General features: G+C 59.4%; 22 protein-coding genes. 15 read left to right on the forward strand and 7 right to left on the reverse strand.

All coding sequences use genetic code 11. The features are described 5' to 3' along the window. Positions 1-2 precede the first annotated feature (2 nt). The 5 genes from ACH2DG_RS00235 to ACH2DG_RS00255 are packed head-to-tail and all read left to right on the forward strand — an operon-like array spanning position 3 to position 4806. Positions 3-797 carry an ABC transporter permease gene (locus ACH2DG_RS00235; protein ID WP_184704438.1) on the forward strand — a complete coding sequence of 265 codons (795 nt, stop codon included), beginning with the start codon at positions 3-5 and terminating at the stop codon, positions 795-797. Beyond that, a complete protein-coding gene (locus ACH2DG_RS00240) occupies positions 797-1150 on the forward strand; it encodes a (2Fe-2S)-binding protein (RefSeq protein WP_395023728.1) in 354 nt (117 codons plus the stop codon). The genes ACH2DG_RS00235 and ACH2DG_RS00240 overlap by 1 nt, the downstream gene beginning before the upstream one ends. Beyond that, a complete protein-coding gene (locus ACH2DG_RS00245) occupies positions 1147-2589 on the forward strand; it encodes an FAD-dependent oxidoreductase (RefSeq protein ID WP_395023729.1) in 1443 nt (480 codons plus the stop codon). Before ACH2DG_RS00240 ends, ACH2DG_RS00245 begins: the two co-directional genes overlap by 4 nt. Then, positions 2582-3742 (forward strand): NAD(P)/FAD-dependent oxidoreductase, encoded by a 1161-nt coding sequence (locus ACH2DG_RS00250; RefSeq protein ID WP_395023730.1) that lies wholly within the window; start codon positions 2582-2584, stop codon positions 3740-3742. Before ACH2DG_RS00245 ends, ACH2DG_RS00250 begins: the two co-directional genes overlap by 8 nt. After that, the gene (locus ACH2DG_RS00255; RefSeq protein WP_395023731.1) at positions 3739-4806 is read left to right on the forward strand and encodes an ABC transporter substrate-binding protein; all 1068 of its coding nucleotides are present in this window, start codon (positions 3739-3741) and stop codon (positions 4804-4806) included. Before ACH2DG_RS00250 ends, ACH2DG_RS00255 begins: the two co-directional genes overlap by 4 nt. A gap of 143 nt (positions 4807-4949) precedes the next feature. Here ACH2DG_RS00255 and argC read toward each other — a convergent pair whose 3' ends face one another. Further along, positions 4950-5882, reverse strand: a complete 933-nt coding sequence (gene argC / locus ACH2DG_RS00260; RefSeq protein WP_395023732.1) for an N-acetyl-gamma-glutamyl-phosphate reductase — start codon at positions 5880-5882, stop codon at positions 4950-4952. 529 nt (positions 5883-6411) lie between these two features. Here argC and sucC point away from each other — a divergent pair. The 7 genes from sucC (at position 6412) to ACH2DG_RS00295 (ending at position 12234) form a co-directional block, all read left to right on the forward strand. After that, positions 6412-7572, forward strand: a complete 1161-nt coding sequence (sucC, locus tag ACH2DG_RS00265; protein ID WP_224150606.1) for an ADP-forming succinate--CoA ligase subunit beta — start codon at positions 6412-6414, stop codon at positions 7570-7572. A 17-nt stretch (positions 7573-7589) separates the two neighbouring features. Next, positions 7590-8486, forward strand: coding sequence for a succinate--CoA ligase subunit alpha (gene sucD, locus ACH2DG_RS00270; RefSeq protein ID WP_184704425.1), 897 nt, complete (start codon positions 7590-7592; stop codon positions 8484-8486). Positions 8487-8656: 170 nt separating this feature from the next. After that, on the forward strand, positions 8657-9340 hold the full coding sequence (locus ACH2DG_RS00275) for a TerC family protein (protein WP_395023733.1): 684 nt from the start codon (positions 8657-8659) through the stop codon (positions 9338-9340). 159 nt (positions 9341-9499) lie between these two features. Then, entirely contained in the window at positions 9500-10198 is a 699-nt protein-coding gene (locus tag ACH2DG_RS00280) for an FHA domain-containing protein (RefSeq protein WP_395023734.1), read from the forward strand. Positions 10199-10506: 308 nt separating this feature from the next. After that, a complete protein-coding gene (locus tag ACH2DG_RS00285; RefSeq protein WP_395023735.1) occupies positions 10507-10950 on the forward strand; it encodes a pilin in 444 nt (147 codons plus the stop codon). 48 nt (positions 10951-10998) lie between these two features. Beyond that, entirely contained in the window at positions 10999-11775 is a 777-nt protein-coding gene (locus ACH2DG_RS00290) for a hypothetical protein (protein WP_395023736.1), read from the forward strand. Positions 11776-11790: 15 nt separating this feature from the next. Beyond that, positions 11791-12234 carry a pilin gene (locus ACH2DG_RS00295; RefSeq protein ID WP_395023737.1) on the forward strand — a complete coding sequence of 148 codons (444 nt, stop codon included), beginning with the start codon at positions 11791-11793 and terminating at the stop codon, positions 12232-12234. A 16-nt stretch (positions 12235-12250) separates the two neighbouring features. On the opposite strand, the gene moaC is transcribed toward ACH2DG_RS00295, so the two are convergent. Further along, entirely contained in the window at positions 12251-12715 is a 465-nt protein-coding gene (gene moaC / locus ACH2DG_RS00300) for a cyclic pyranopterin monophosphate synthase MoaC (RefSeq protein WP_395023738.1), read from the reverse strand. A gap of 252 nt (positions 12716-12967) precedes the next feature. On the opposite strand from moaC, the gene ACH2DG_RS00305 reads away from it, so the two are divergent. Then, complete coding sequence (locus tag ACH2DG_RS00305) at positions 12968-14635, forward strand: M48 family metalloprotease (protein WP_395023739.1); 1668 nt, start codon at positions 12968-12970, stop codon at positions 14633-14635. Here the strand turns inward: ACH2DG_RS00305 and ACH2DG_RS00310 are convergent. The 3 genes from ACH2DG_RS00310 to ACH2DG_RS00320 all read right to left on the reverse strand — a co-directional run bounded on the left by ACH2DG_RS00310 (position 14603) and on the right by ACH2DG_RS00320 (position 16413). Next, complete coding sequence (locus ACH2DG_RS00310; protein WP_395023740.1) at positions 14603-14959, reverse strand: phage holin family protein; 357 nt, start codon at positions 14957-14959, stop codon at positions 14603-14605. The genes ACH2DG_RS00305 and ACH2DG_RS00310 overlap by 33 nt on opposite strands. Before the next feature lie 177 nt (positions 14960-15136). Next, positions 15137-15571 (reverse strand): hypothetical protein, encoded by a 435-nt coding sequence (locus ACH2DG_RS00315; RefSeq protein WP_184704400.1) that lies wholly within the window; start codon positions 15569-15571, stop codon positions 15137-15139. A 74-nt stretch (positions 15572-15645) separates the two neighbouring features. Next, the gene (locus ACH2DG_RS00320; RefSeq protein ID WP_395023741.1) at positions 15646-16413 is read right to left on the reverse strand and encodes a TerC family protein; all 768 of its coding nucleotides are present in this window, start codon (positions 16411-16413) and stop codon (positions 15646-15648) included. A gap of 445 nt (positions 16414-16858) precedes the next feature. Between ACH2DG_RS00320 and ACH2DG_RS00325 the strand changes: the two genes are divergently transcribed. Further along, a complete protein-coding gene (locus tag ACH2DG_RS00325) occupies positions 16859-17287 on the forward strand; it encodes a DUF3717 domain-containing protein (RefSeq protein ID WP_395023742.1) in 429 nt (142 codons plus the stop codon). A 117-nt stretch (positions 17288-17404) separates the two neighbouring features. Here ACH2DG_RS00325 and ACH2DG_RS00330 read toward each other — a convergent pair whose 3' ends face one another. Both ACH2DG_RS00330 and purB read right to left on the reverse strand, forming a co-directional pair. Further along, complete coding sequence (locus ACH2DG_RS00330) at positions 17405-17965, reverse strand: YaeQ family protein (protein WP_395023743.1); 561 nt, start codon at positions 17963-17965, stop codon at positions 17405-17407. 99 nt (positions 17966-18064) lie between these two features. Then, entirely contained in the window at positions 18065-19444 is a 1380-nt protein-coding gene (purB, locus tag ACH2DG_RS00335) for an adenylosuccinate lyase (RefSeq protein ID WP_395023744.1), read from the reverse strand. 154 nt (positions 19445-19598) lie between these two features. Here purB and ACH2DG_RS00340 point away from each other — a divergent pair, with 154 nt between their 5' ends. Next, entirely contained in the window at positions 19599-20222 is a 624-nt protein-coding gene (locus ACH2DG_RS00340) for a glutathione S-transferase family protein (RefSeq protein WP_395023745.1), read from the forward strand. Positions 20223-20276: the final 54 nt, after the last annotated feature.

The raw sequence follows: 20276 nt of genomic DNA on the forward strand, positions 1-20276 counted from the left end.
CAATGCAAAAAAACGGACCCATTGCCCTCATCTTCAACGCGCTGGTCATCACCTTCATGCTGGCGCCGCTGGTCATCGTCTGCCTGGTGGCGTTCACCCCCGAAGAGACGCTGACGATCCCTACCACCAGTTTTTCGCTGCGCTGGTTTGATCAGGTGCTGCACCACCCGGATTTCGTGCAATCGTTCTGGAACAGCCTGGGTCTGGCCGTGTCTGCGGCATCGATTTCCACAGCCCTGGCGGTACCTGCCGCAATAGCGCTGGTGCGCTACGAGATTCCGGGCCGAGGCGCGCTGCAGGCGCTGTTCCTGTCACCGCTGATCATTCCGCACCTGGTGCTGGGGGTGGCCATGCTGCGCATGTTCTCCCTGGTGGGCGGGCAGGGCAGCTTTGGCTGGCTGATCTTTGCGCACGCGCTGGTGGTGATGCCTTACACCATGCGCCTGGTGATGGCTGCGCTGATCGGCTTTGACCGCAGTGCCGAGCAGGCTGCATATTCGCTGGGTGCGAGCAATGCCACCGTGTTCAAACGCATCACCTTGCCGATGATCCTGCCGGGCATCACTGGTGGCTGGCTGCTGGCTTTCATCAACAGCTTTGACGAGCTGACGATGTCGATCTTTGTCATATCGCCCAGCACGGTGACCTTGCCGGTGCGCATGTACATGTATGCCACCGAGTCGCTCGACCCGATGATGGCTGCCGTCTCGGCACTGATCGTGTTCATCACGCTGGGACTGATGCTGCTGCTCGATAAGGTCTATGGCCTGGACCGCATTCTGATTGGCAAGCACTGATGGCACACGCGACAACCAACAGCAACGCGGCCCAGTTGCAACGGCTCAAGGAGCAGGGCCGCATGCCCGTGGCCTTTGTGCTCAATGGCCAGCCTGCACAGGCATTGCAGGGCGATACGGTGCTGACCGCCGTGCTGACGCAATCGGCACAACTGCGCACCCACGAGTTTGCGGGAACGCCCCGCGCGGGCTTTTGCATGATGGGCGCCTGCCAGGACTGCTGGGTCACCCTGGGCGGCACTGACGCAGGCCGCAAGGTGCGCGCCTGCTCCACGGTGCTGCAGGCGGGCATGCAGGTATGCACCACGCCTGGCGCCGTTGCCACCGCCGCACCGGTGGAGGTGCAGCCATGATCGGCAGCGACTTCTACCTGGATGACCCGCGCCCAGCCGATGGCGCGGCCGTGATCGTGGGTGCCGGCCCTGCCGGTATCCGCGCGGCCCAGACCCTGCTTGCCCACGGCGTGCGGCCTGTCGTCATTGACGAAGCGCCCAAGGCCGGTGGCCAGATCTACCGCCGCCAGCCTGACGGCTTTGCCCGCTCGCCCAAGGATCTGTACGGTTTTGAAGCGGGCCGCGCCACTGCCTTGCACCAGGCCTTTGACAGCCTGTGCGCGGACATCGACTACCGGCCTGACACCCTGGTGTGGAATGCGCAAGGCCACACGCTGGATCTGCTGCACACGGCCCGCCGCACGGCAGACACCGTGCGCTGGCGCGATGTGATCGTGGCCACCGGCGCCACCGATCGCGTGTTGCCGATCCCTGGCTGGACATTGCCTGGCGTCTACACCTTGGGCGGTGCCCAGGTGGCACTCAAGTACCAGGGCTGCGCCATTGGTGACGCGGTGGTGTTTGCCGGCACCGGGCCGCTGCTGTATTTGGTGGCCTACCAGTACGCCAAGGCGGGCGGCAAGGTGTGTGCGGTGCTGGATACCGCGCCCGCTGCGCAACGCTACAAGGCAGCCCCCGCCATGCTGGCGCAACCGGCGGTGACTGCCAAAGGCGTGTACTACGTGAGCTGGCTGATGTTCCACAACGTATCCGTGCACCATGGCGTGCAACTGCTGCGAGTAGAAGGCGGGGTGGGGAATGAGCGCGTGCAGGCCCTGGTGTGGAAAGATGCACAAGGCGCTGAGCAGCGCACGGCCTGCAGCGCCGTCGGCCTGGGCTATGCATTGCGGCCCGAGACGCAGTTGCCAGACCTGCTGGGCTGCGAGTTTGCCTTTGCGCCGCTGCACCGCTGCCATGTGCCGCAGACCGATGCGGACCGCCGCAGCTCGGTGCCCGGTGTGTATCTGGCTGGCGACGGCGCAAGCATCATGGGTGCGGATGCTGCCGAGATGTCGGGCGAACTGGCTGCCTTGGCGCTGTTGCAGGATCGCGGTGTCCCAATTGATGCCTCGCGCGCATCTCACCTGCGTCAGCGGCTCCTGAAAACAGAGCATTTTCGGCGGGCGCTGGAAGTGGCCTTCCCGTTTCCCGAGGATTGGGCCGCGCGGGCGAGCGACGATCTGGTGGTGTGCCGCTGCGAAAACATCACCGCAGGCGAAATGCGCAGCACGGCCGCTGCCAATGCGAATGGCGATATCAACCGCATCAAGGCGCTGTGCCGCGTGGGCATGGGGCGTTGCCAGGGGCGTATGTGCGGCGTGGCGGCGACCGAGATTCTGGCCGATGCATTGCAGGTGCCGGTGGAGAGCATCGGCCGCATCCGTGGCCAGGCGCCGATCAAGCCCCTGCCGCTGGACATGACCGTGGCAGCCGCTGCGCAGGAGGCTGCCCATGGTTAAGCATCTGGCCACCGAGGTGGTGGTGATCGGCGGCGGCATCATGGGCGCGAGCACGGCGCTGTTTTTGCGTCAGCGCGGCGTCAACGTGGTGATGCTCGAGCGCGACCTGTGCGGCTCGCGTTCGAGCGGCGTCAACTTTGGCGGCGTGCGCCGCCAGGGCAGGTCGCTTGCCATGCTGCCGCTGTCGCAGCGCTCGCATGTGTTGTGGGGGCGGCTGACCGAGTTGATCGGTACCGAGGCCGAGTACGAGCGCTCGGGCCATTTCAAGATTGCGCGCTCGGATGCAGACATGGAGTCGCTCATGCGTTACGCCGAGATCACGCGCGACTGCGGCCTGGGCTTGCAGCTGCTCGACGGGGCGGAGCTGAAAAAGCGCTTTCCCGTAGGCGGCACGCAGGTGGTGGGCGGCTCGTTCTGCCCCGAAGACGGCCAGGCCAACCCACGCCTGCTGGCGCCTGCCTTTGCTGCCGCCGCGCGCCGCGCAGGCGCGCAGGTGCTGGAACACACACCGGTACAGGCGGTGGAGCACAACGGTCAGCGCTTTGTGGTGCGCGCGCCGGGGCTGGAGATCAAGGCCAACATCGTGGTCAACGCGGCTGGCGCCTGGGCGGGCCAGTTTGCCGAGCAGTGCGGCGAGCCGGTGCCCATGCGCATCCGCCCGCCCGCCATGGGTGTGACGGAGCCATTGCCGCATTTTCTGCACTGGAGCCTGGGCGTGGAGGGCGGCAGCATCTATTGCCGCCAGGTGCGACGTGGCAACGTGGTGTTTGGCGGCGGCCCGGGCCTGGTGCTGGACGACACCCGCGCCCGCAACCGCGCCACCACCATCTGGGAACAGCTGCCGCAATTGGTGGCGCTCTTGCCGCAGCTCAAGAACGCACAACTGATCCGCACCTGGAGCGGCAACGAGGGCGCGCTGCCCGACCATGAACCCATCATCGGCGCCAGCAGCCGCATTGCAGGCCTCTACCATGCCTTCGGCTTTGCAGGCGGGGGATTTCAACTCGGCCCCGGCGTGGGCGAGGTGATGGCCGAGCTGATTGCGCAGGGCCGCAGCAGCACGCCGATAGACGCTTTCCGTATCGACCGATTCTTGCAACCTGCTTCCGCTGGCGAAGCCTCTTCTCCCACCCCCGAAAGGAAAATCGCATGACGACAAAGACAACCAAGACCTCTCCGCTGCGCGGTGCCATTCGGGCAACAGCCCTGGTGGCAGCGGTGGCTGCAATGGGCGCAGCGCACGCACAGACCAAGACCATCTACATCGGCATGAATGGCGGCAACATGGAGCGTACGTACTCGCAGTTCGTCTTCCCGCCGTTTGAAAAGGCCAACAACGTGAAGGTAGTGGTGGTGCCCGGCACCTCGACCGACATCCTCGCCAAGGCACAGGCCAGCAAGGACAAGGCCCAGATGCAGGTGATGACCCTGGACGACGGCGTGATGTACCGCGCCATCGGCATGGGTCTGTGCGAAAAGCTCAAGCCATCGGCCAACATCAATGACATTCCGGCCATTGCCAAGATCAAGGACAGCGCCGTTGGTCTGTCGATGGGGCTGACGGGCCTGGCCTACAACACCAAGATGTTTGCCGAAAAGGGCTGGGCAGCGCCCACCTCCTGGGGCGATCTGGCCGACCCCAAGCTCAAGGGCAAGGTGGTGGTGCAATCCATGCCCGCGTCATCCTTCGGCCTGCATGCCTTCCTGATGTTCAACCGCCTGAAGGGGGGCAACGAGAAGAATGTGGATCCGGCATTCAAGGCCTGGCCCACGACGATTGGCCCGAACGTGGTGGAATATATTCCCAACTCGTCCAAGGTGGTCGAGATGATGCAGGCCGGTGATGCGGCCATCTTCCCCTACACCCTGACGCAGGCCGAGCTGATGAAATCCAAGGGCATTCCGATGGAGTACGTGGCGCCCAAGGAAGGCGCGGTGGTGCTGATGACGGCCATGTGCGTGCTCAGCAACAACCCCGAATCGGAGCTGGCGCACAAGCTGCAGGACTACCTGGTGAGCCCCGAAGCCCAGGCCCTGGCCATGGAAAACGGCAGCTACAACCCGGTCACGCCCAAAGCCAAGCTGCAGGGCAAGGCTGCTGAAGAGCAGAACAAGATGAACGCCATCCTGAAAAATGCGGTGGCAGTGGATTGGGACGTGATCAACGCCGACCGCCCTGAGTGGAACAAGCGCTGGAACCGGACGGTGGAGCGCTGAATCACGGCGGTCTTCAAAGGCACAAAAAACAAAAGCGACCTCGGGTCGCTTTTGTTTTGATAGCTGTTGGCGCTTGTCTTGGTTAGGTCTCAGGCACCTGAATGCTGGAACTCCATGAAGAGCAAGCGCTTTTCGCTATGTTTTTACAAGCCCAGCATCAGCTTGAGGTTCTGCACCGCAGCGCCGCTGGCGCCCTTGCCCAGATTGTCGAGGCGGGCGATCACCACGGCCTGGCGCAGCTGCTCGTTGCCGAACACGCGAATTTCCAGGTTGTTGGTGCCGGCCAGCGTATCAGCGGCCAGCTTGTTGTCCTCCGTAGGAGAGAGCACCTTCACCCATTGCTCAGCCTGGTTGGTCTTGGCGTAGTGGGCGGCCAGTGCATCGTGCAGATCGCTCATCAGCGGCTTGGTGGGCAGCTCTTCGAGGTGCAACGGCAACTGCACCAGCATGCCTTGCGCAAAATTGCTGACAGCTGGAATGAACACCGGGCGACGCGTCATGCCGGTGTACTTCAGGATTTCAGGGATGTGCTTGTGTGTCAGGCCCAACGCATAGGCTTCGTAAGGAGCGGCGGTGCCAGCCTCGTAGGCCTCGATCATGGTGCGGCCGCCGCCGCTGTAGCCAGATACCGAAGGCAGCGCCAGCGCTGCATCGGGCGCGATCAGGCCCGCATCAACCAGCGGGCGCAGTATGGCAATGGCGCCCGTGGCATAGCAGCCGGGATTGGAGACGCGCTTTGCCCCTTGCACGGCTGCCTTCTGGCTGGCGCTCAGCTCTGGAAAGCCATATACCCATGCATCATTGGTGCGGTGCGCGGTGGAGGCATCAATGATCTTGATGGTGCGCCCGGTTTCCTGCTCGATGGCATCCACCATGGCAGCGGTTTCCTTGGCGGCATCATCGTGCAGGCACAGGATGACAAGGTCGACACCAGCAATCAGCGCCCGCTTGGCCGCAGGGTCCTTGCGCAACTCGGGTGCAATGCTTACCAACTCCACGCCGGGCATGTCCACCAGGCGCTCGCGAATCTGCAACCCGGTGGTGCCAGCTTCGCCGTCGATAAACACTTTTGCCATTGCCATAACTCCTGCAGTGCTGCGGCATGGGCGAGCCCGGCCGCTGTTGGATGGGAAAACACCTATTTTCATACAAAGCAGCCAATTGTGGGCTGGTGGTGCGAAATTTTGTGTCCGGAGCACGTTCTTCGCCCTGGAGTGAGGGCCTGCAGGCAGCAAGGCGCCTACCCTAAAACCGTGACAGGCACGGCAAGGCGTCGCAAAAATCCTGCAGTGTCCGGGTATTTATGTGGGAGCCACCTGCAGACGTTCTCCCTGCGCCTGGTGAAAGACAGGTTGGGCAATAAGGAAGGGCATTGGCGTACAACAGACTTCAATAGTTAGCTATACAAATAGTAGCTATAAGCATTTGTACCTAAGGTAAATCCAGAGTGTCCGCTCAGGATGCATGGCCGGATGCGGGCCATGGCGCAGTGCAGCATGTTAAATTCGCGGGTTGCCAGGCCTCCTAGCCCAGTTTGCGAGTTCTTTGTTCTGCGCGCATGGCCGCCGGGTTTTTCCCTTTTTTGTTTTACTCCGAGAGACACTCATGAAAATTCATGAATACCAAGGCAAGGAAATCTTGCGTCAGTTCGGTGTGCCCGTTCCGCGTGGCATTCCCGCTTTCACTGTGCAAGAAGCAGTGGAAGCCGCACAAAAGCTGGGTGGCCCGGTTTGGGTGGTGAAGGCCCAGATCCACGCAGGCGGCCGCGGCAAGGGCGGTGGCGTGAAGGTGGCCAAGACGATCGACGATGTGAAGAAGCTGGCTGAGCAGATCCTCGGCATGCAGTTGATTACGCACCAGACCGGTCCTGAAGGCCAGAAGGTTCGCCGCCTGTACATCGAAGACGGCGCCGACATCCAGAAGGAATACTACCTGTCTGCCGTGACCGACCGTGGCACGCAGAAGGTGGCCTTCATCGCTTCGAGCGAAGGCGGCATGGACATCGAGGAAGTGGCGCACAGCACCCCCGAGAAGATCGTCAAGGTGTTCATCGACCCCCTCAAGGGCTTCACCCAGGCCGACGGCGAAGAGCTGGGCAAGGGTATCGGCATGCCTGCGGACTCGATGGCCCAGTTCATCGACATCTGCCAGAAGCTGTACAAGTGCTACATGGACACGGATGCATCGCTGGTCGAAATCAACCCCCTCAACCGTGACTCCAAGGGCAATGTGATTGCGCTGGACGCCAAGTTCAACTTCGACTCCAACGCCCTGTTCCGCCACCCGGAAATCGTGGCCTTCCGCGACCTGGACGAAGAAGATCCTGCTGAAATCGAAGCTTCCAAGTTCGACCTGGCCTACATCAGCCTGGACGGCAACATCGGCTGCCTGGTGAACGGCGCAGGGCTGGCCATGGCCACCATGGACACCATCAAGCTGTTCGGCGGCGAGCCTGCCAACTTCCTGGACGTGGGCGGCGGCGCCACCCCCGAGAAGGTCACCGAAGCCTTCAAGATCATGCTCAAGAACCCCAAGGTCAAGGGCATCCTGGTCAACATCTTCGGCGGCATCATGAAGTGCGACACCATCGCCACCGGCGTGATCACCGCCTGCAAGGCCGTGAACCTGCAAGTGCCTCTGGTCGTGCGCATGAAGGGTACCAACGAAGAGCTGGGCAAGAAGATGCTGGCTGAATCGGGCCTGCCGATCATCAGCGCAGACACCATGGCCGAAGCGGCCACCAAGATCGTTGCCGCAGTGAAGTAAGCCCTGGAGAACACAACATGTCTATCTATATCAATAAAGACACCAAAGTCATTACCCAAGGCATCACGGGCAAGACCGGCCAGTTCCACACTGAAAAGTGCCAGGAATACGCGAACGGCAAGAACTGCTTCGTCGCTGGCGTGAACCCCAAGAAGGCTGGCGAAAAGATTTTCGACATCCCAATCTACGGTTCGGTCAAGGACGCTGCCAAGGACACCGGTGCAACCGTATCCGTGATCTATGTGCCACCCGCTGGCGCCGCTGCTGCCATCTGGGAAGCCGTGGAAGCCGATCTGGACCTGGCCATCTGCATCACCGAAGGCATTCCCGTGCGTGACATGCTGGAAGTGCGCAACAAGATGAAGGCCAAGGAAGCGGCAGGCGGCAAGAAGACCCTGCTGCTGGGCCCCAACTGCCCAGGCCTCATCACCCCCGGTGAAATCAAGATCGGCATCATGCCCGGCCACATCCATATGCCAGGCCGCATCGGCGTGGTGAGCCGCTCCGGCACGCTGACCTACGAAGCCGTGGCGCAGCTGACCGAACTGGGCATTGGCCAGTCGTCCGCCGTCGGTATCGGTGGCGACCCGATCAATGGCTTGAAGCACATCGACGTGATGAAGGCTTTCAACGACGATCCCAACACCGATGCCGTCATCATGATCGGCGAAATCGGCGGTCCGGACGAAGCGGAAGCTGCACAGTGGTGCAAGGCCAACATGAAGAAGCCCGTCGTTGGCTTCATCGCTGGCGTGACTGCCCCTCCCGGCAAGCGCATGGGCCACGCAGGCGCGCTGATCTCCGGCGGCGCCGACACGGCAGATGCCAAGCTGGCCATCATGGAAGAGTGCGGTTTCACCATCACCCGCAACCCATCCGAAATGGGCCGCCTGCTCAAGGGCTTGCTGAAGTAAGAACGTGTATGGAGCCTCTGCGTACCCGCAAAGAGGTTCCAGACGGGTTCTACGCAAAATTACGCATGTAAAGAGCGGTTTGCGCCGCTACACTGCGTACTCCAACTAAAAAGAAGACGCCAGATCTCCATGATCTGGCGTCTTTGCATTCATAACTACGGAGCGCAACAATGGAGTACCTCAGTCACCCCGACTTCTGGATCGGGCTGGTCAAGATCATCTGGATCAACATCATTCTCTCGGGCGACAACGCAGTTGTCATCGCCCTTGCAGCACGTTCACTCCCGCATGAGCAGCAGAAAAAAGCCATCATGTTTGGCTCTGGCGCCGCCGTGGTGCTGCGGATCGTGCTGACCGTGGTGGCCGCCAAGCTGCTGGAGCTGTCCTTCCTGCAGATCATCGGCGGCTGTCTGCTGCTGTGGATCGGCCTGCAACTGCTGACTGGCAATGAAGACGACGAAGGCGCATCCAAGGGCACTGGCTCAATGATGGCCGCCATCCGCACCATCCTGATTGCCGACCTGGTGATGAGCCTGGACAACGTGATTGCCGTGGCCGCAGCGGCGCAAGGCAACATGGTGCTGCTCATCCTGGGCCTGGCCATCTCCATTCCCCTGGTCATCTTTGGCTCCACGCTGATGATCAAGCTGATGGAGCGCTTCCCCGTGATCGTCATCCTGGGCGCAGGCCTGATCGGCTGGGTTGGCGGTGAAACCATCATGAACGACAGACTGCTGCACAGCTATGTCGAGGCCAATCCTGCGCTGCACTACATTGCTGCGGCTGCAGGTGCTGCACTGGTGGTGGGCCTTGGCCTGTGGCTGCAAAAGCGAGGCGAAGCGAAAGCTGCCTGATCCGCAGTCGCAACCATCTTTCAGAAAAGCGCCTCAGGGCGCTTTTTTTTGCGCCCGAAACCCATGCATGAGCGACGATGCGTATCGTTTGTTAACAAAACTATCGAGATCGGCAACTCCATTGTGATTTTACGTATAATTACACGGAGGTAAATCAACATGCCACGCTTAATAGTTTCTTTAGATGGGATGGTGGTTCAGGACTATGTGCTCAAAGAGTCCAGAACCACCCTGGGCCGCCGTTCCTCCAACGACATCATCCTCACCGACATGGCTGTCAGTGGGGAGCATGTGGCATTCACCTATGAAAAGAAAATCGGCATCGTGGTGGTGGAAGACCTGGGCAGCACCAACGGCACCCGGGTCAACGGCATCAAGATCCGCCGCCAGGTGCTCCAAAGCGGCGATCTGCTCGATATCGGCAAATGCCGCATCCGCTTTTTGATGAGTTCCATCGCACCGGAAACCGGTTCGCCCAATGGCGGCTTCTATACCGAAGCGTTGTCCGTCCCCGTGCCCCACATGCTGCCCGAGAACGAGTCGCATGAAGAAGGCCCATCCACATCGCCCGCAGCATTTCCCCATCATGAGGAATCGCCCTATAACGCTGGTGCCCACCTGCGCGCAGTCAAAGGCGCGGATGAAGACGTGATGCTCTCCAAGATCGTGACCGCCGTAGGCCGCCCTGGCATCGCGGTGGTGGCCTTCACCAGACGCGGCAAGGGCTACGTGGTCTCCAAGGTGGACGGTGCCACCGATGCCAAGCTCAACGGTCGCGCGCTGAGCACTACCGAAGCGGTGGTCAAAGGTGGCGACAAGATTGAGTTGGCGGGCATGGAGTATGAGTTTTTGAGCTGATGGCTGTCGGCCACTGCTTCACTCTTCAGACCAACGGCACCTTCGGGTGCCGTTGTCACTTGTAGAGGCGGAAGGTTGAGGCTCGCTGGCAGATGGTCTGTAGAGTGACAAAAATGTCGAAGCAGGCGGAATGTGACAAAAATGCCTGTTTGCAACAATCAATTAACAAAAAGCTGCAGTTTTGTCAGCCTCACGCAAGCTGACGCACACCGCCAAAAGTTGGCACGGCGCTTGCACTACTACTCACAAGCCAAGTCGCTGTGATCTGGCTACTAGTTTCAATACAGATTCCATAGAGAGGTTTCAACATGCTGCGTAAGATGCAAAAGGGTTTCACCCTGATCGAACTGATGATCGTTGTGGCGATTATTGGTATTTTGGCTGCGGTGGCTCTGCCTGCTTACAATGACTATGTAACTCGTGCCCAAGTGGCTGAGGCCGTGGAATTGACTGGTGGAGTAAAAGCTCCATTGGCTGAATATGGTGCTCAACAAAGTGCATGGCCGACACTGGTTGCTCCTACAGCTGCTACTACTGCAACCGATATTCCTGCTACCTTGGCTGGCAAATATGCTACACTGACCGCTACAGTGGGTGGTACATATCCATCAGGCGATGTAACTGCAACTATGAATGCGGGTACTCGTGCTGCTGGTACGACTATTATTATGTCAACCACTGATGGTGGCGCAACATGGTCTTGCACTGGTGGTACGGTTGTAAGCAAGTATCGTCCACAAGCCTGCCGCTAATAAAAATATATCTAAAAAAGGATTCCGTTAGGAATCCTTTTTTTTTTTATGAAAAAATCCTCTGTGCAGATGACCATATTGCAAATTTTTAAGATTCATCTGGTTGTAAGTGGATTAATAGCCATATGTGCATGGCTGATTGTTGAAAAATTATTGTTTCCATATCCTTTTGCAAAAATTTCTGGAGGTGCTCATCTTCTACTGATAATTATTCTTGTTGACGTAATATGTGGTCCAGTACTAACATTGGTTTTATTTAATTCAAAGAAATCCAAAAATGAATTGGTGGCCGACTTCTTGTTGATAGCCTTATTGCAACTATCGGCATTGAGTTATGGTTTTTATAGTGCATATGTCGCAAGGCCAATTGCTATAGTATTTGAGAATGATAGATTTGTTGTAGTGTCTGATTCTGAGATTGATGAGTTTAGCCAAATTGAGGCATCGAATGAATATAAGAAATTCAAAATATTCGAGCGTGTATTGGTTGGGATTCGATCGCCGGTTAACTCGACCGAAGAGAATCAAAATATTAGTCTATCTTTGGCTGGACTTGATCCTAGTTTGCGCCCCTCTTGGTGGCAGCCGTACAATTTAAGTCAAGATGAAGTCATGCGAAATATGAAGGGTTTTTCTGCTTTTATGATGAGAATGCCCATGGATCAAGAGAGGAGAGTCCGAATGGAAATTAATAGGTATAACAAAAATGAAAATGAGCTATATTACTTACCGATTGTCGGGCGTGATTCTCTGGATGACTATGTTGTTTTGCTGGATAAAGATGCGAATATATTGGGATATATTGCTGCTAATGGTTGGTTATAAAGGTATGGAGGTTGAATGCAAATTCTTGAAAAAGGATTTACTCTTGTTGAGATGATGATCGTTCTTGCCATAATTGGTGTGTTAGGGGGGCTGGCATTAGTGGCTTATGATGATTATATTTCGAAGGGGCAGATCGATGAGGCTATCACCTTGCTAGCTGGTTTGAGAAATCCTCTTGTAGACTATAGTAGTCAAAATAATTCATGGCCCACTTCTATTGTGGGGAGTGGTGTAAATGCAGCCTCTACAGAGATTTCCGCTTCAATAACGGGGAAGTACGCGACGATCACTAGCTCTGTTAGTGGAGTTTATCCATCTGGAGTTATTACGGCGACATTGGGTTCCAATACTCGAATGAATGGTCAAACGATTATTTTCTCTACCACTGATGGGGGAGCGAATTGGCTGTGCAATGGAGGGACGGTGGTCTCTCGAAAAAGACCGCAGGCATGTCGTTAATTTGCTTTATAGATAGCTATTTATTAGATTTTCCACCTATTTTTTTTAAAAGATGAATTTCTGTTTGAAGCAGAGTTTTATCCACCGCTTTACACATATCATAAATAGTCAATAGCGCAATCTGCACCGCAGTAAGGGCCTCCATTTCCACCCCGGTCTGTCCCACTGTCTCCGTCCGTGCCTCGCATCGCACAGCATTTTTCTCTGGCAGCACCTCAAAATCCACCGACACCTTGGTCAGTGCAATCGGGTGGCACAGTGGAATCAGATCGCTGGTTTTCTTGGCGGCCATGATGCCTGCGAGGCGAGCTACGCCTAGAACGTCGCCTTTCTTGGCGGTGCCTGCCTGGATGATGGCCAGGGTTTCTGGCTGCATGGTGATGTAGCCTTCTGCAATGGCAATGCGGTGGGTGGCGGGTTTGGCGCCTACGTCCACCATATGGGCTTGGCCCTGGGCGTCGAAGTGGGTGAGTTCATTCATGGCGTGTGCTTTCAATCTCAATCGCTGGTATCTCTTGTCTCTGCGCAGCAAGTGCAACTTGTGCGAGGGTGCTTCATCATACGTGTTAGCGTTGTCGTTGCCTGCATGGAGATTGCGACAGGCAATGCCTTGACTCCGCCCCGGGCGTCATATCTTTTGCTACACGGAATTTTGATGAAAAAATGGCTGTTTGCGCGTACGGGATGTGCGCTGTTAGCTACAAATTTGATAGTTTCTGCCGCACTGGCTCCTATGGCTGTTCATGCCCAAGGCAGTTTGCCTGCCATGGGCGAAGGCGCCGAGATGACGACCAGCGAGGAGCGGCGTCTGGGTGACGATATTGCGCGCGAGATTTACCGTGATCCGCAGTTCATCGACGACCCGATTCTGTACGACTATGTCAACGGCATCTGGCAGGAATTGATGGCGGCCGCCAAGCAGCGCGGCACCTTGACGGCAGAGCTGCAGGAGCGTTTTGCCTGGCAGGTGATGCTGATCCAGGATGCGACCGTGAACGCGTTTGCCCTGCCTGGTGGTTTCATGGGGGTACAGACGGGCCTGGTGGCGGTGGTGGGTAGCCGTGATGAGCTGGCGTCGGTATTGGCGCACGAGTTGAGCCATATCACCCAGCGGCATATCGCACGCATGATGGCGCAGCAAAAGCGCATGACGCCGGTGATGATTGCGAGCATGTTGCTGGGCGCATTGGCGGCCAGCAAGAATCCGGCTGCGGCGCAGGCCCTGATGATGGGCGGGACGGCTGCTGCCATTCAGACGCAGCTGAACTTTTCGCGCGATATGGAGCGCGAGGCGGATCGCACCGGCATGGGCTTGATGCAGCCTGCAGGGTACTCGCAGGCGGGCTTTGTCACGATGTTTGAAAAGCTGCAGCAGGCCAACCGCATGAATGACAACGGCAGCTGGCCCTATCTGCGCACCCACCCGCTCACCACGGAGCGGATTGCCGATATGCAGTCGCGCCTGCCCAGCGGTGCAGCGCGTCAGCCGCAGGATGCAGGCATGGTGGCGCAGATGATGTCGGCGCGGGCCAAGGTGCTGTCAAAGGCGGAGCCCGCAGTACTGCAGCAATGGGTGCAACTGACGCAGGCGCCGGAGTTTGCCGCCAAGACGGCTGGGCAGCGTGCCGGCGGCTGGTATCTGGCGGCACTGGCCAACAGCCAGTTGGGCCGCAATGATGCAATGCAGGCGGCGCTGGACCAATTGGACGCGTTGGTGCAGGGCCACCCGGATGCCACCCGGCAGGCCGGGCTGCTGCGCGCCGATCTGGCACTGGCCAACCGGGCGCCGGATTCCGCCTTGGCCGCACTGGGCAAACTTGCCGGTGCAGCTGCCGCCAATCCACAAGCACCCGCTGCTCGCCAGACGACAACGGTCAGCAATGCGGCGACGGGCCTGGTCAATGAAGCGGTCATCAGCCGGGGCGAAGACAAATCACTGCGTATATCGGATGCGGACACCAGCACCCCGCTGGCGATGCCAACGAACTCGACCGCTGCGCCATTACCGGCAACCGGTGGTCTGGACCGGGCCGTTGCAATACTGGATGCGCAGGCCCTGGCGCAGTTGCCGTCCGCAGCCCTGGCGCAGCATGCCGATGTGCTGCGCAATGCCAGCAGTGTCTTGCAGAGCCTGACGGCGCAGTCGCCCAAGGACGCAGCAGCATGGCAGGCGCTGGCGACGGCATTCCGCCTGCAATGCCAGCCGTTGCGCGCAATCCGTGCCGAAGCGGAGGCGCGTAGCGCGCAGTACGACTATGCGGCTGCCGTAGACCGCTTGCGTGCAGGGCAGGACATGGCGCGCGGCAGCCAGAACCGCACCGATTACTACGAGGCCTCGATCATCGATACCCGCCTGCGCGAGATGCAATCACTCGCGAAAGAGCAGGCGGCTCGTAAGTGATTCGATGACCAGGCTGATGACAGAGTAGAGCAGCGAGCCGATTAGCGCGGCCCAGAAGCCATGCACCTGAAAGCCGCTGCCTGCGATTCCCGATGCGGCCCAGAACATCAACGCATTGATCACGAAGAGAAACAGGCCCAGCGTGATCACCGTGACTGGCAGTGTCAGCACCACCAGAATCGGGCGCACGATGGCGTTGCACAAGCCGATCAGCAGGGCGGCAATCAGTGCTGCGCCAAAGCTGCGCACTTCTACGCCGCTGTACAGATAGGCCACGCACAGCAGGGCGAGGGCGGAGAGGAGCCATTTGATGAGGAGTTTCATGGTTGGGCAGCATAGCGGATTGCAGTAGCTGCGTCATGTCATCCCATTTCTCCAATTTCGGATGCGAGTGTCGGTATCGCAGGGCGCACGCCCAGTGACAGTTGCCTCCAAGGCAACAAAAAAGCACCCGAAGGTGCTTGATGGGAGAGGCCCGGTGAGGACGGGCTAGTGACTTGATCAATCCAGCGCCAAGGTAAAGCAGACGCCCAGCACGCTGAGCAGCGAGCCTGCCAGCTTGGCGCGGTGAGGCACAAAATCGGCCGAAGGCGGCTCCGAGATGGCCTTGGGGCGGCGCCAGTCCAGCACTTCTGCCTCCGGGTATTCGGCGTGCAGTTGGGCGGTCATCTGCTGCACGCTCACCTCGGAGATGTGGGTGGACACGCGCGCGCTCTGCAGCAGCGGGCTTTGCGGGATCAGGCCTTCAAACAGGTTCTTGGCCCACTTGTTGCGCCATTTGTCCAGCGTGCTGCGGTTGCCCCAGCGGCTGGCGCGGCGGGTGATCTTGGGGGCGCAAGCCACCAACACCCAGTGCTCTTCGCAGCTGGCTGCTCGCTCCGTCAAGCGTTGCAGGGCGAAAGCGGCGTCATCTACAAAGACTATTTTTACGTTCATCCAAGTGGCCTAGGTGGGCCGGGGGGCGCTTTGGGCGCCGCCCGGTGGTTGAAGGAAAATGTGGCAGTATCCGCTTAGTGGGACTTTTCTGCCGAGAGTTCCGCAGTCTTTTTGCTGGCGATCCACTTGCCCAGTGCCAGCACCAGCAGTGCGCCGCCTACATGGGCTATCCAGTACAGCGAGGTGGAGATCACCGCCATGCCCTTTTCGTCGGTCGTGCCCAGCTTGGGCATCCAGGTCCATTTCTCGGTGTTGACGAACACGGGGTCGGTCACAAGCATGCCACCTGCAATCCAGCCCAGCAGCATGCCGCCAGCCACGATGATGACAGGATAGCGCTCCATCAGCTTGATGACCAGCTGCGAGCCCCAGACGATGATCGGGATCGAGATCAGCAGGCCCAGGATGATGAGCAGCATCTGGTGCTCGCCCGAGCTTTGCGCGGCACCGGCAATGGCGATCACATTGTCCACCGACATGACCAGGTCGGCCACGATGATGGTTTTGATGGCCGCCAGCAGCTTGTCGCTGCCCTGGATGTTGTCATGGCTTTCTTCATCGGGAGCCACCAGCTTGATACCGATCCACACGAGGAGGATGGCACCCACGACCTTGAGGAAAGGCAGCGCCAGCAGCACCATGGCAAAGGCGATCAGGATGACGCGCAGCACAATGGCACCGGCAGTGCCGTAGATGATGCCTTTTCGGCGTTGTTCGGGAGGCAGTTTGCGGCAAGCCAGCGCAATCACGACGGCGTTGTCGCCACCGAGCAGGATGTCGATGATGATGATCTGGCCGAGAGCGATCCAGAAGGGTGTGTGCGTGAGAAAATCCAAATCCATGTAAGCACCTATTTTGAGAAACCGGCCGGTCTTTGAAAACCGCCAGCGATGGGGTGTCGTTACAGGTTTGAAGAGGCGACGTGTTCCGCTGCGGCGAGCGCGCAGGCAGGGGCAGTGGCTTCGAAAAACCTGTGGTGCGGCACCATGGTTTTCAAAGGTCTTGCTCGGATCATGTTGCCATGAACCTAACGCGCCGGAAGCTGTTGAGGCTTCGTATTGACGACGCATTATCTGTCCCAACACCTGCCGCAGGCAGCGCTTGGACGGGAGCTACTCCCCTTCGTCAGCCGGTATTGAAACACATGCCAGTGAAGAATGGGTGAAAAGCCCCGGCGCGGCGTCGGAGTATTGCCCGTGGTCCGGCCTTTTCAAGCCCAAGGCCCGCAGGGCAATTGTCATGGGCTCGTCCGACGGGCAGATACTGCGGTCTATGATCGCCAGGGTTATGGAGCGTATTTACATCACCGACATCGAGGCCGCCATCAACCACTGGCGCCAGCGGGTGCCCAGCGGCCCGGGGCTGGCACTGGCACCCGAAGTGTGCGCCCTGGCCGAGGTGTATGCGCAGATGGTGTTTGGGCGTGTTTCCGAGATAGATGCCGACGCGCTGGATGGCGAGGCGATGTTTGCCTGGCTTGCCTGGTATGACACTACGCCGGATACGCCCTGCATCGCGATCTGCTCCACCAGCCAGGGTGATGGCTTCTGCAAGGGCTGCGGGCGCAGCTTCGAGGAGGTACAGCACTGGCTGTCCTATTCGCCCGTGCAAAAGCGTGCCGTGTGGCAGCGCATCACGGCCGATGGCTCGGCGTGGCGTTTCAACCGCTATGCCGAGCGTGCTCTGGGCGGGGTGCCCGTCAAGCTTGTTGAATGAAAATAGCTGCTGGCGCTTGATGCATAAGCGCCAGCAGCTATTGTTTTCATGGTTTTCTGCGGCGTATGTGGCGCTGCCTCAACCAGTCGATGGGTGCTTTTTGCAGCAACGGATGGCCTACTTCCAGCGAATTGGCTCCACGAACACGGTGCCAAGATTGCTGGAGAGCGTCAGCTGCCCTTCCTGAATGGTCGCCTGCAGCTGCATGCTGCGCTCGGCGAGCCGGGCCAGTTCCTGCGACACATCGGAGGGCAGGCGGAAGACTTCGAGCTTCTCCTGGCGCGCCAGTTTGCCCTCCAGGCCCTTCCACCATACTTCGGCGGCGTGGTGAAAACAGTACACCAGCATGTGGTCCGACTTGTTGCAGGCCTTGGTGATGGGCTTCTCCTCGGGCTGGCCCACCTCGATCCATACGCGCTTGGCGCCGGTGAAATCGGTCAGGTGGACATCCGGATCATCGGGATCGGACAGGCCTGCGCCAAAACCCAGGGTGCCATCGCCATTGCACAAATCCTGCAACTGGTGGGCATTGAGCGCCAGGGCCACCAGGCGCACCATCATCCGCTCGTCGGTTTCGCTGGGGTGGCGCGCCAGGGTCAGGTTGTGGTCGGCGTAGTAGTTGTGGTCGATGTCTGCAATCGACAGGTTGGCCTTGTAGACCGTGGATTTGAGCGCCATGGCGGGTAATGCTTCAAAAATAATAGCTGCCTGCGCTTTTCGGGTGCGCGCCAGCAGCTATTCTTATTAAAAAACCGGGCGGGATGCCCGGTGGCAGGGTCAGATGCGCTTGGCCAGCTCGGCCGCCTTGCCCGTGTATGAGGCGGGGGTCATTGCCAGCAGGCGATCCTTGTCGGCCTGGGGGATTTCCAGGCCGTTGATCAGGCGGTGCAGGTCTTCGGCCTGCACGGTCTTGCCGCGCGTGACTTCCTTGAGCTTTTCGTAGGCGCCCTGCACGCCATAGCGGCGCATCACGGTCTGGATGGGCTCGGCCAGCACTTCCCAGGCGTTGTCAAGGTCTTCGGCCAGGCGCTCTTCGTTCAATTCCAGCTTGTTCAGCCCGGTCATCAGCGAAGCGTAGGCCAGGGCCGTGTAACCCATGGCCACACCAATGTTGCGCAGCACGGTCGAATCGGTCAGATCGCGCTGCCAGCGGCTGATCGGCAGCTTCTCGGCCAGATGGCGCAGAAGCGCGTTGGCCAGGCCCAGGTTGCCTTCGGCGTTTTCAAAGTCGATGGGGTTGACCTTGTGCGGCATGGTGGACGAGCCGATCTCGCCTGCCTTGAGACGCTGCTTGAAGTAGCCGACCGAGACATAGCCCCAGATGTCGCGCGAGAGGTCGATCAGGATGGTGTTGGCGCGGGCAATCGCATCGAACAGCTCGGCCATGTAGTCGTGCGGCTCGATCTGGATGGAATAGGGCTGGAAGCTCAGTCCCAGGCCCTGCGGCTCCTGCTTCTCGATCACGTTCTTGCTGAAGGCTTCCCAATCGAACTCGGGCCAGGCCGACAGGTGGGCGTTGTAGTTGCCCACGGCGCCGTTCATCTTGGCCAGCAGCTTCACATTGGCAATGCGCTCCATGGCGGCCTGCAGGCGCACGGTCACGTTGGCCAGCTCCTTGCCCACGGTGGTGGGCGATGCGGTCTGGCCGTGGGTGCGGCTGAGCATGGACACAGCGGCGTACTGGTGTGCCATTTCGCGCAGCTTCAGCACCACGCGGTCGAGGCCCGGCAGCACGACCTGGTCACGGCCGGCGCGGATCTGCAGTGCATGGCTGGTGTTGTTGATGTCTTCGCTGGTGCAGGCAAAGTGCACGAATTCCGCCGCCTTGAGCAGCTCGGGGCGGGCATCGAACTTGCCCTTGATCCAGTATTCCACCGCCTTCACGTCGTGGTTGGTGGTCTTTTCAATCTCCTTGATCGCCTCGGCGTCCGCTTCGGAGAAGTTGGCAACCAGGCCGTGCAGATAGCTGCGCGCGCCTTCGGAGAGCGGGGCAAACTCGGCGAAACCGGCGTCCGACAGCGCGATGAACCATGTGATTTCGACCTGCACGCGTCGGTGCATGTAGCCGTATTCGCTCATGATCGGGCGCAGGGTTGCGAGTTTGGAGGCGTAGCGGCCATCCAGCGGGGAAAGGGCGGTAAGGGAAGACAGGCTCATGGACCGCTATTGTAGGAGTTGCACTTTTGCCGCGGCGGCAGTCTGGATTTGGCTCGGTACAATCCACACCGGTGCCGCGCACGTTGACCTACAGCAAGGTCCGTGCAACCCACCCTTGCTCCCACGGTCACGCAAATCCATCACCTTAAATGCTATGAAATTGTTAGGAAGCCTCGCCAGCCCTTACGTACGCAAGGTCCGCGTGGTGCTGGCGGAGAAAAAGCTCGACTACCGGTTGGAGCTGCTGGACGTGTGGCAGGACAGGGTGGCCATCACTGCTGCCAACCCGCTGGGCAAGGTGCCTTGCCTGGTGCTGGACGATGGCGCGGCGTTGGTGGATTCGCGCGTGATTGTCGAGTATCTCGATACGCTGTCGCCGGTGGGCAAATTGATCCCTGGTGTGGGCCGGGAGCGCGCCGAGGTGCGCTCCTGGGAGGCGATTGCCGATGGCGTGCTGGATGCGGCCGTTCTGGTGCGACTGGAGAACATTTTTGCCGGGCGCTCGCCTGAGCAGCGCAGCCAGGAGTGGATCGATCGCCAATGGGGCAAGGTCTGGTCCGGACTCGATGCCATGAGCCTGGGCCTGGGCAAGAAAAGCTATTTTGCCGGCAACGGCATCCACCTGAGCCTGGCCGACATCGCCGTGGGCTGCGCATTGGCGTGGCTGTTGTTCCGCTTTCCGGAGCTGGACTGGCAAGGCAAATACCCGAATCTGGCGCAATTGCTGGAGCGCCTGGAAGCGCGGCCCAGCTTTGCTGCTACCCAACCTCAGGTCTGATATCTGATACGGGGCAGACCCCTCCTTCCGCGCACCTCTGCCGGCAGTTTCACT

It is taken from the genome of Comamonas odontotermitis (assembly GCF_040396735.1).
GTDB lineage: Bacteria > Pseudomonadota > Gammaproteobacteria > Burkholderiales > Burkholderiaceae_C > Comamonas > Comamonas odontotermitis_C.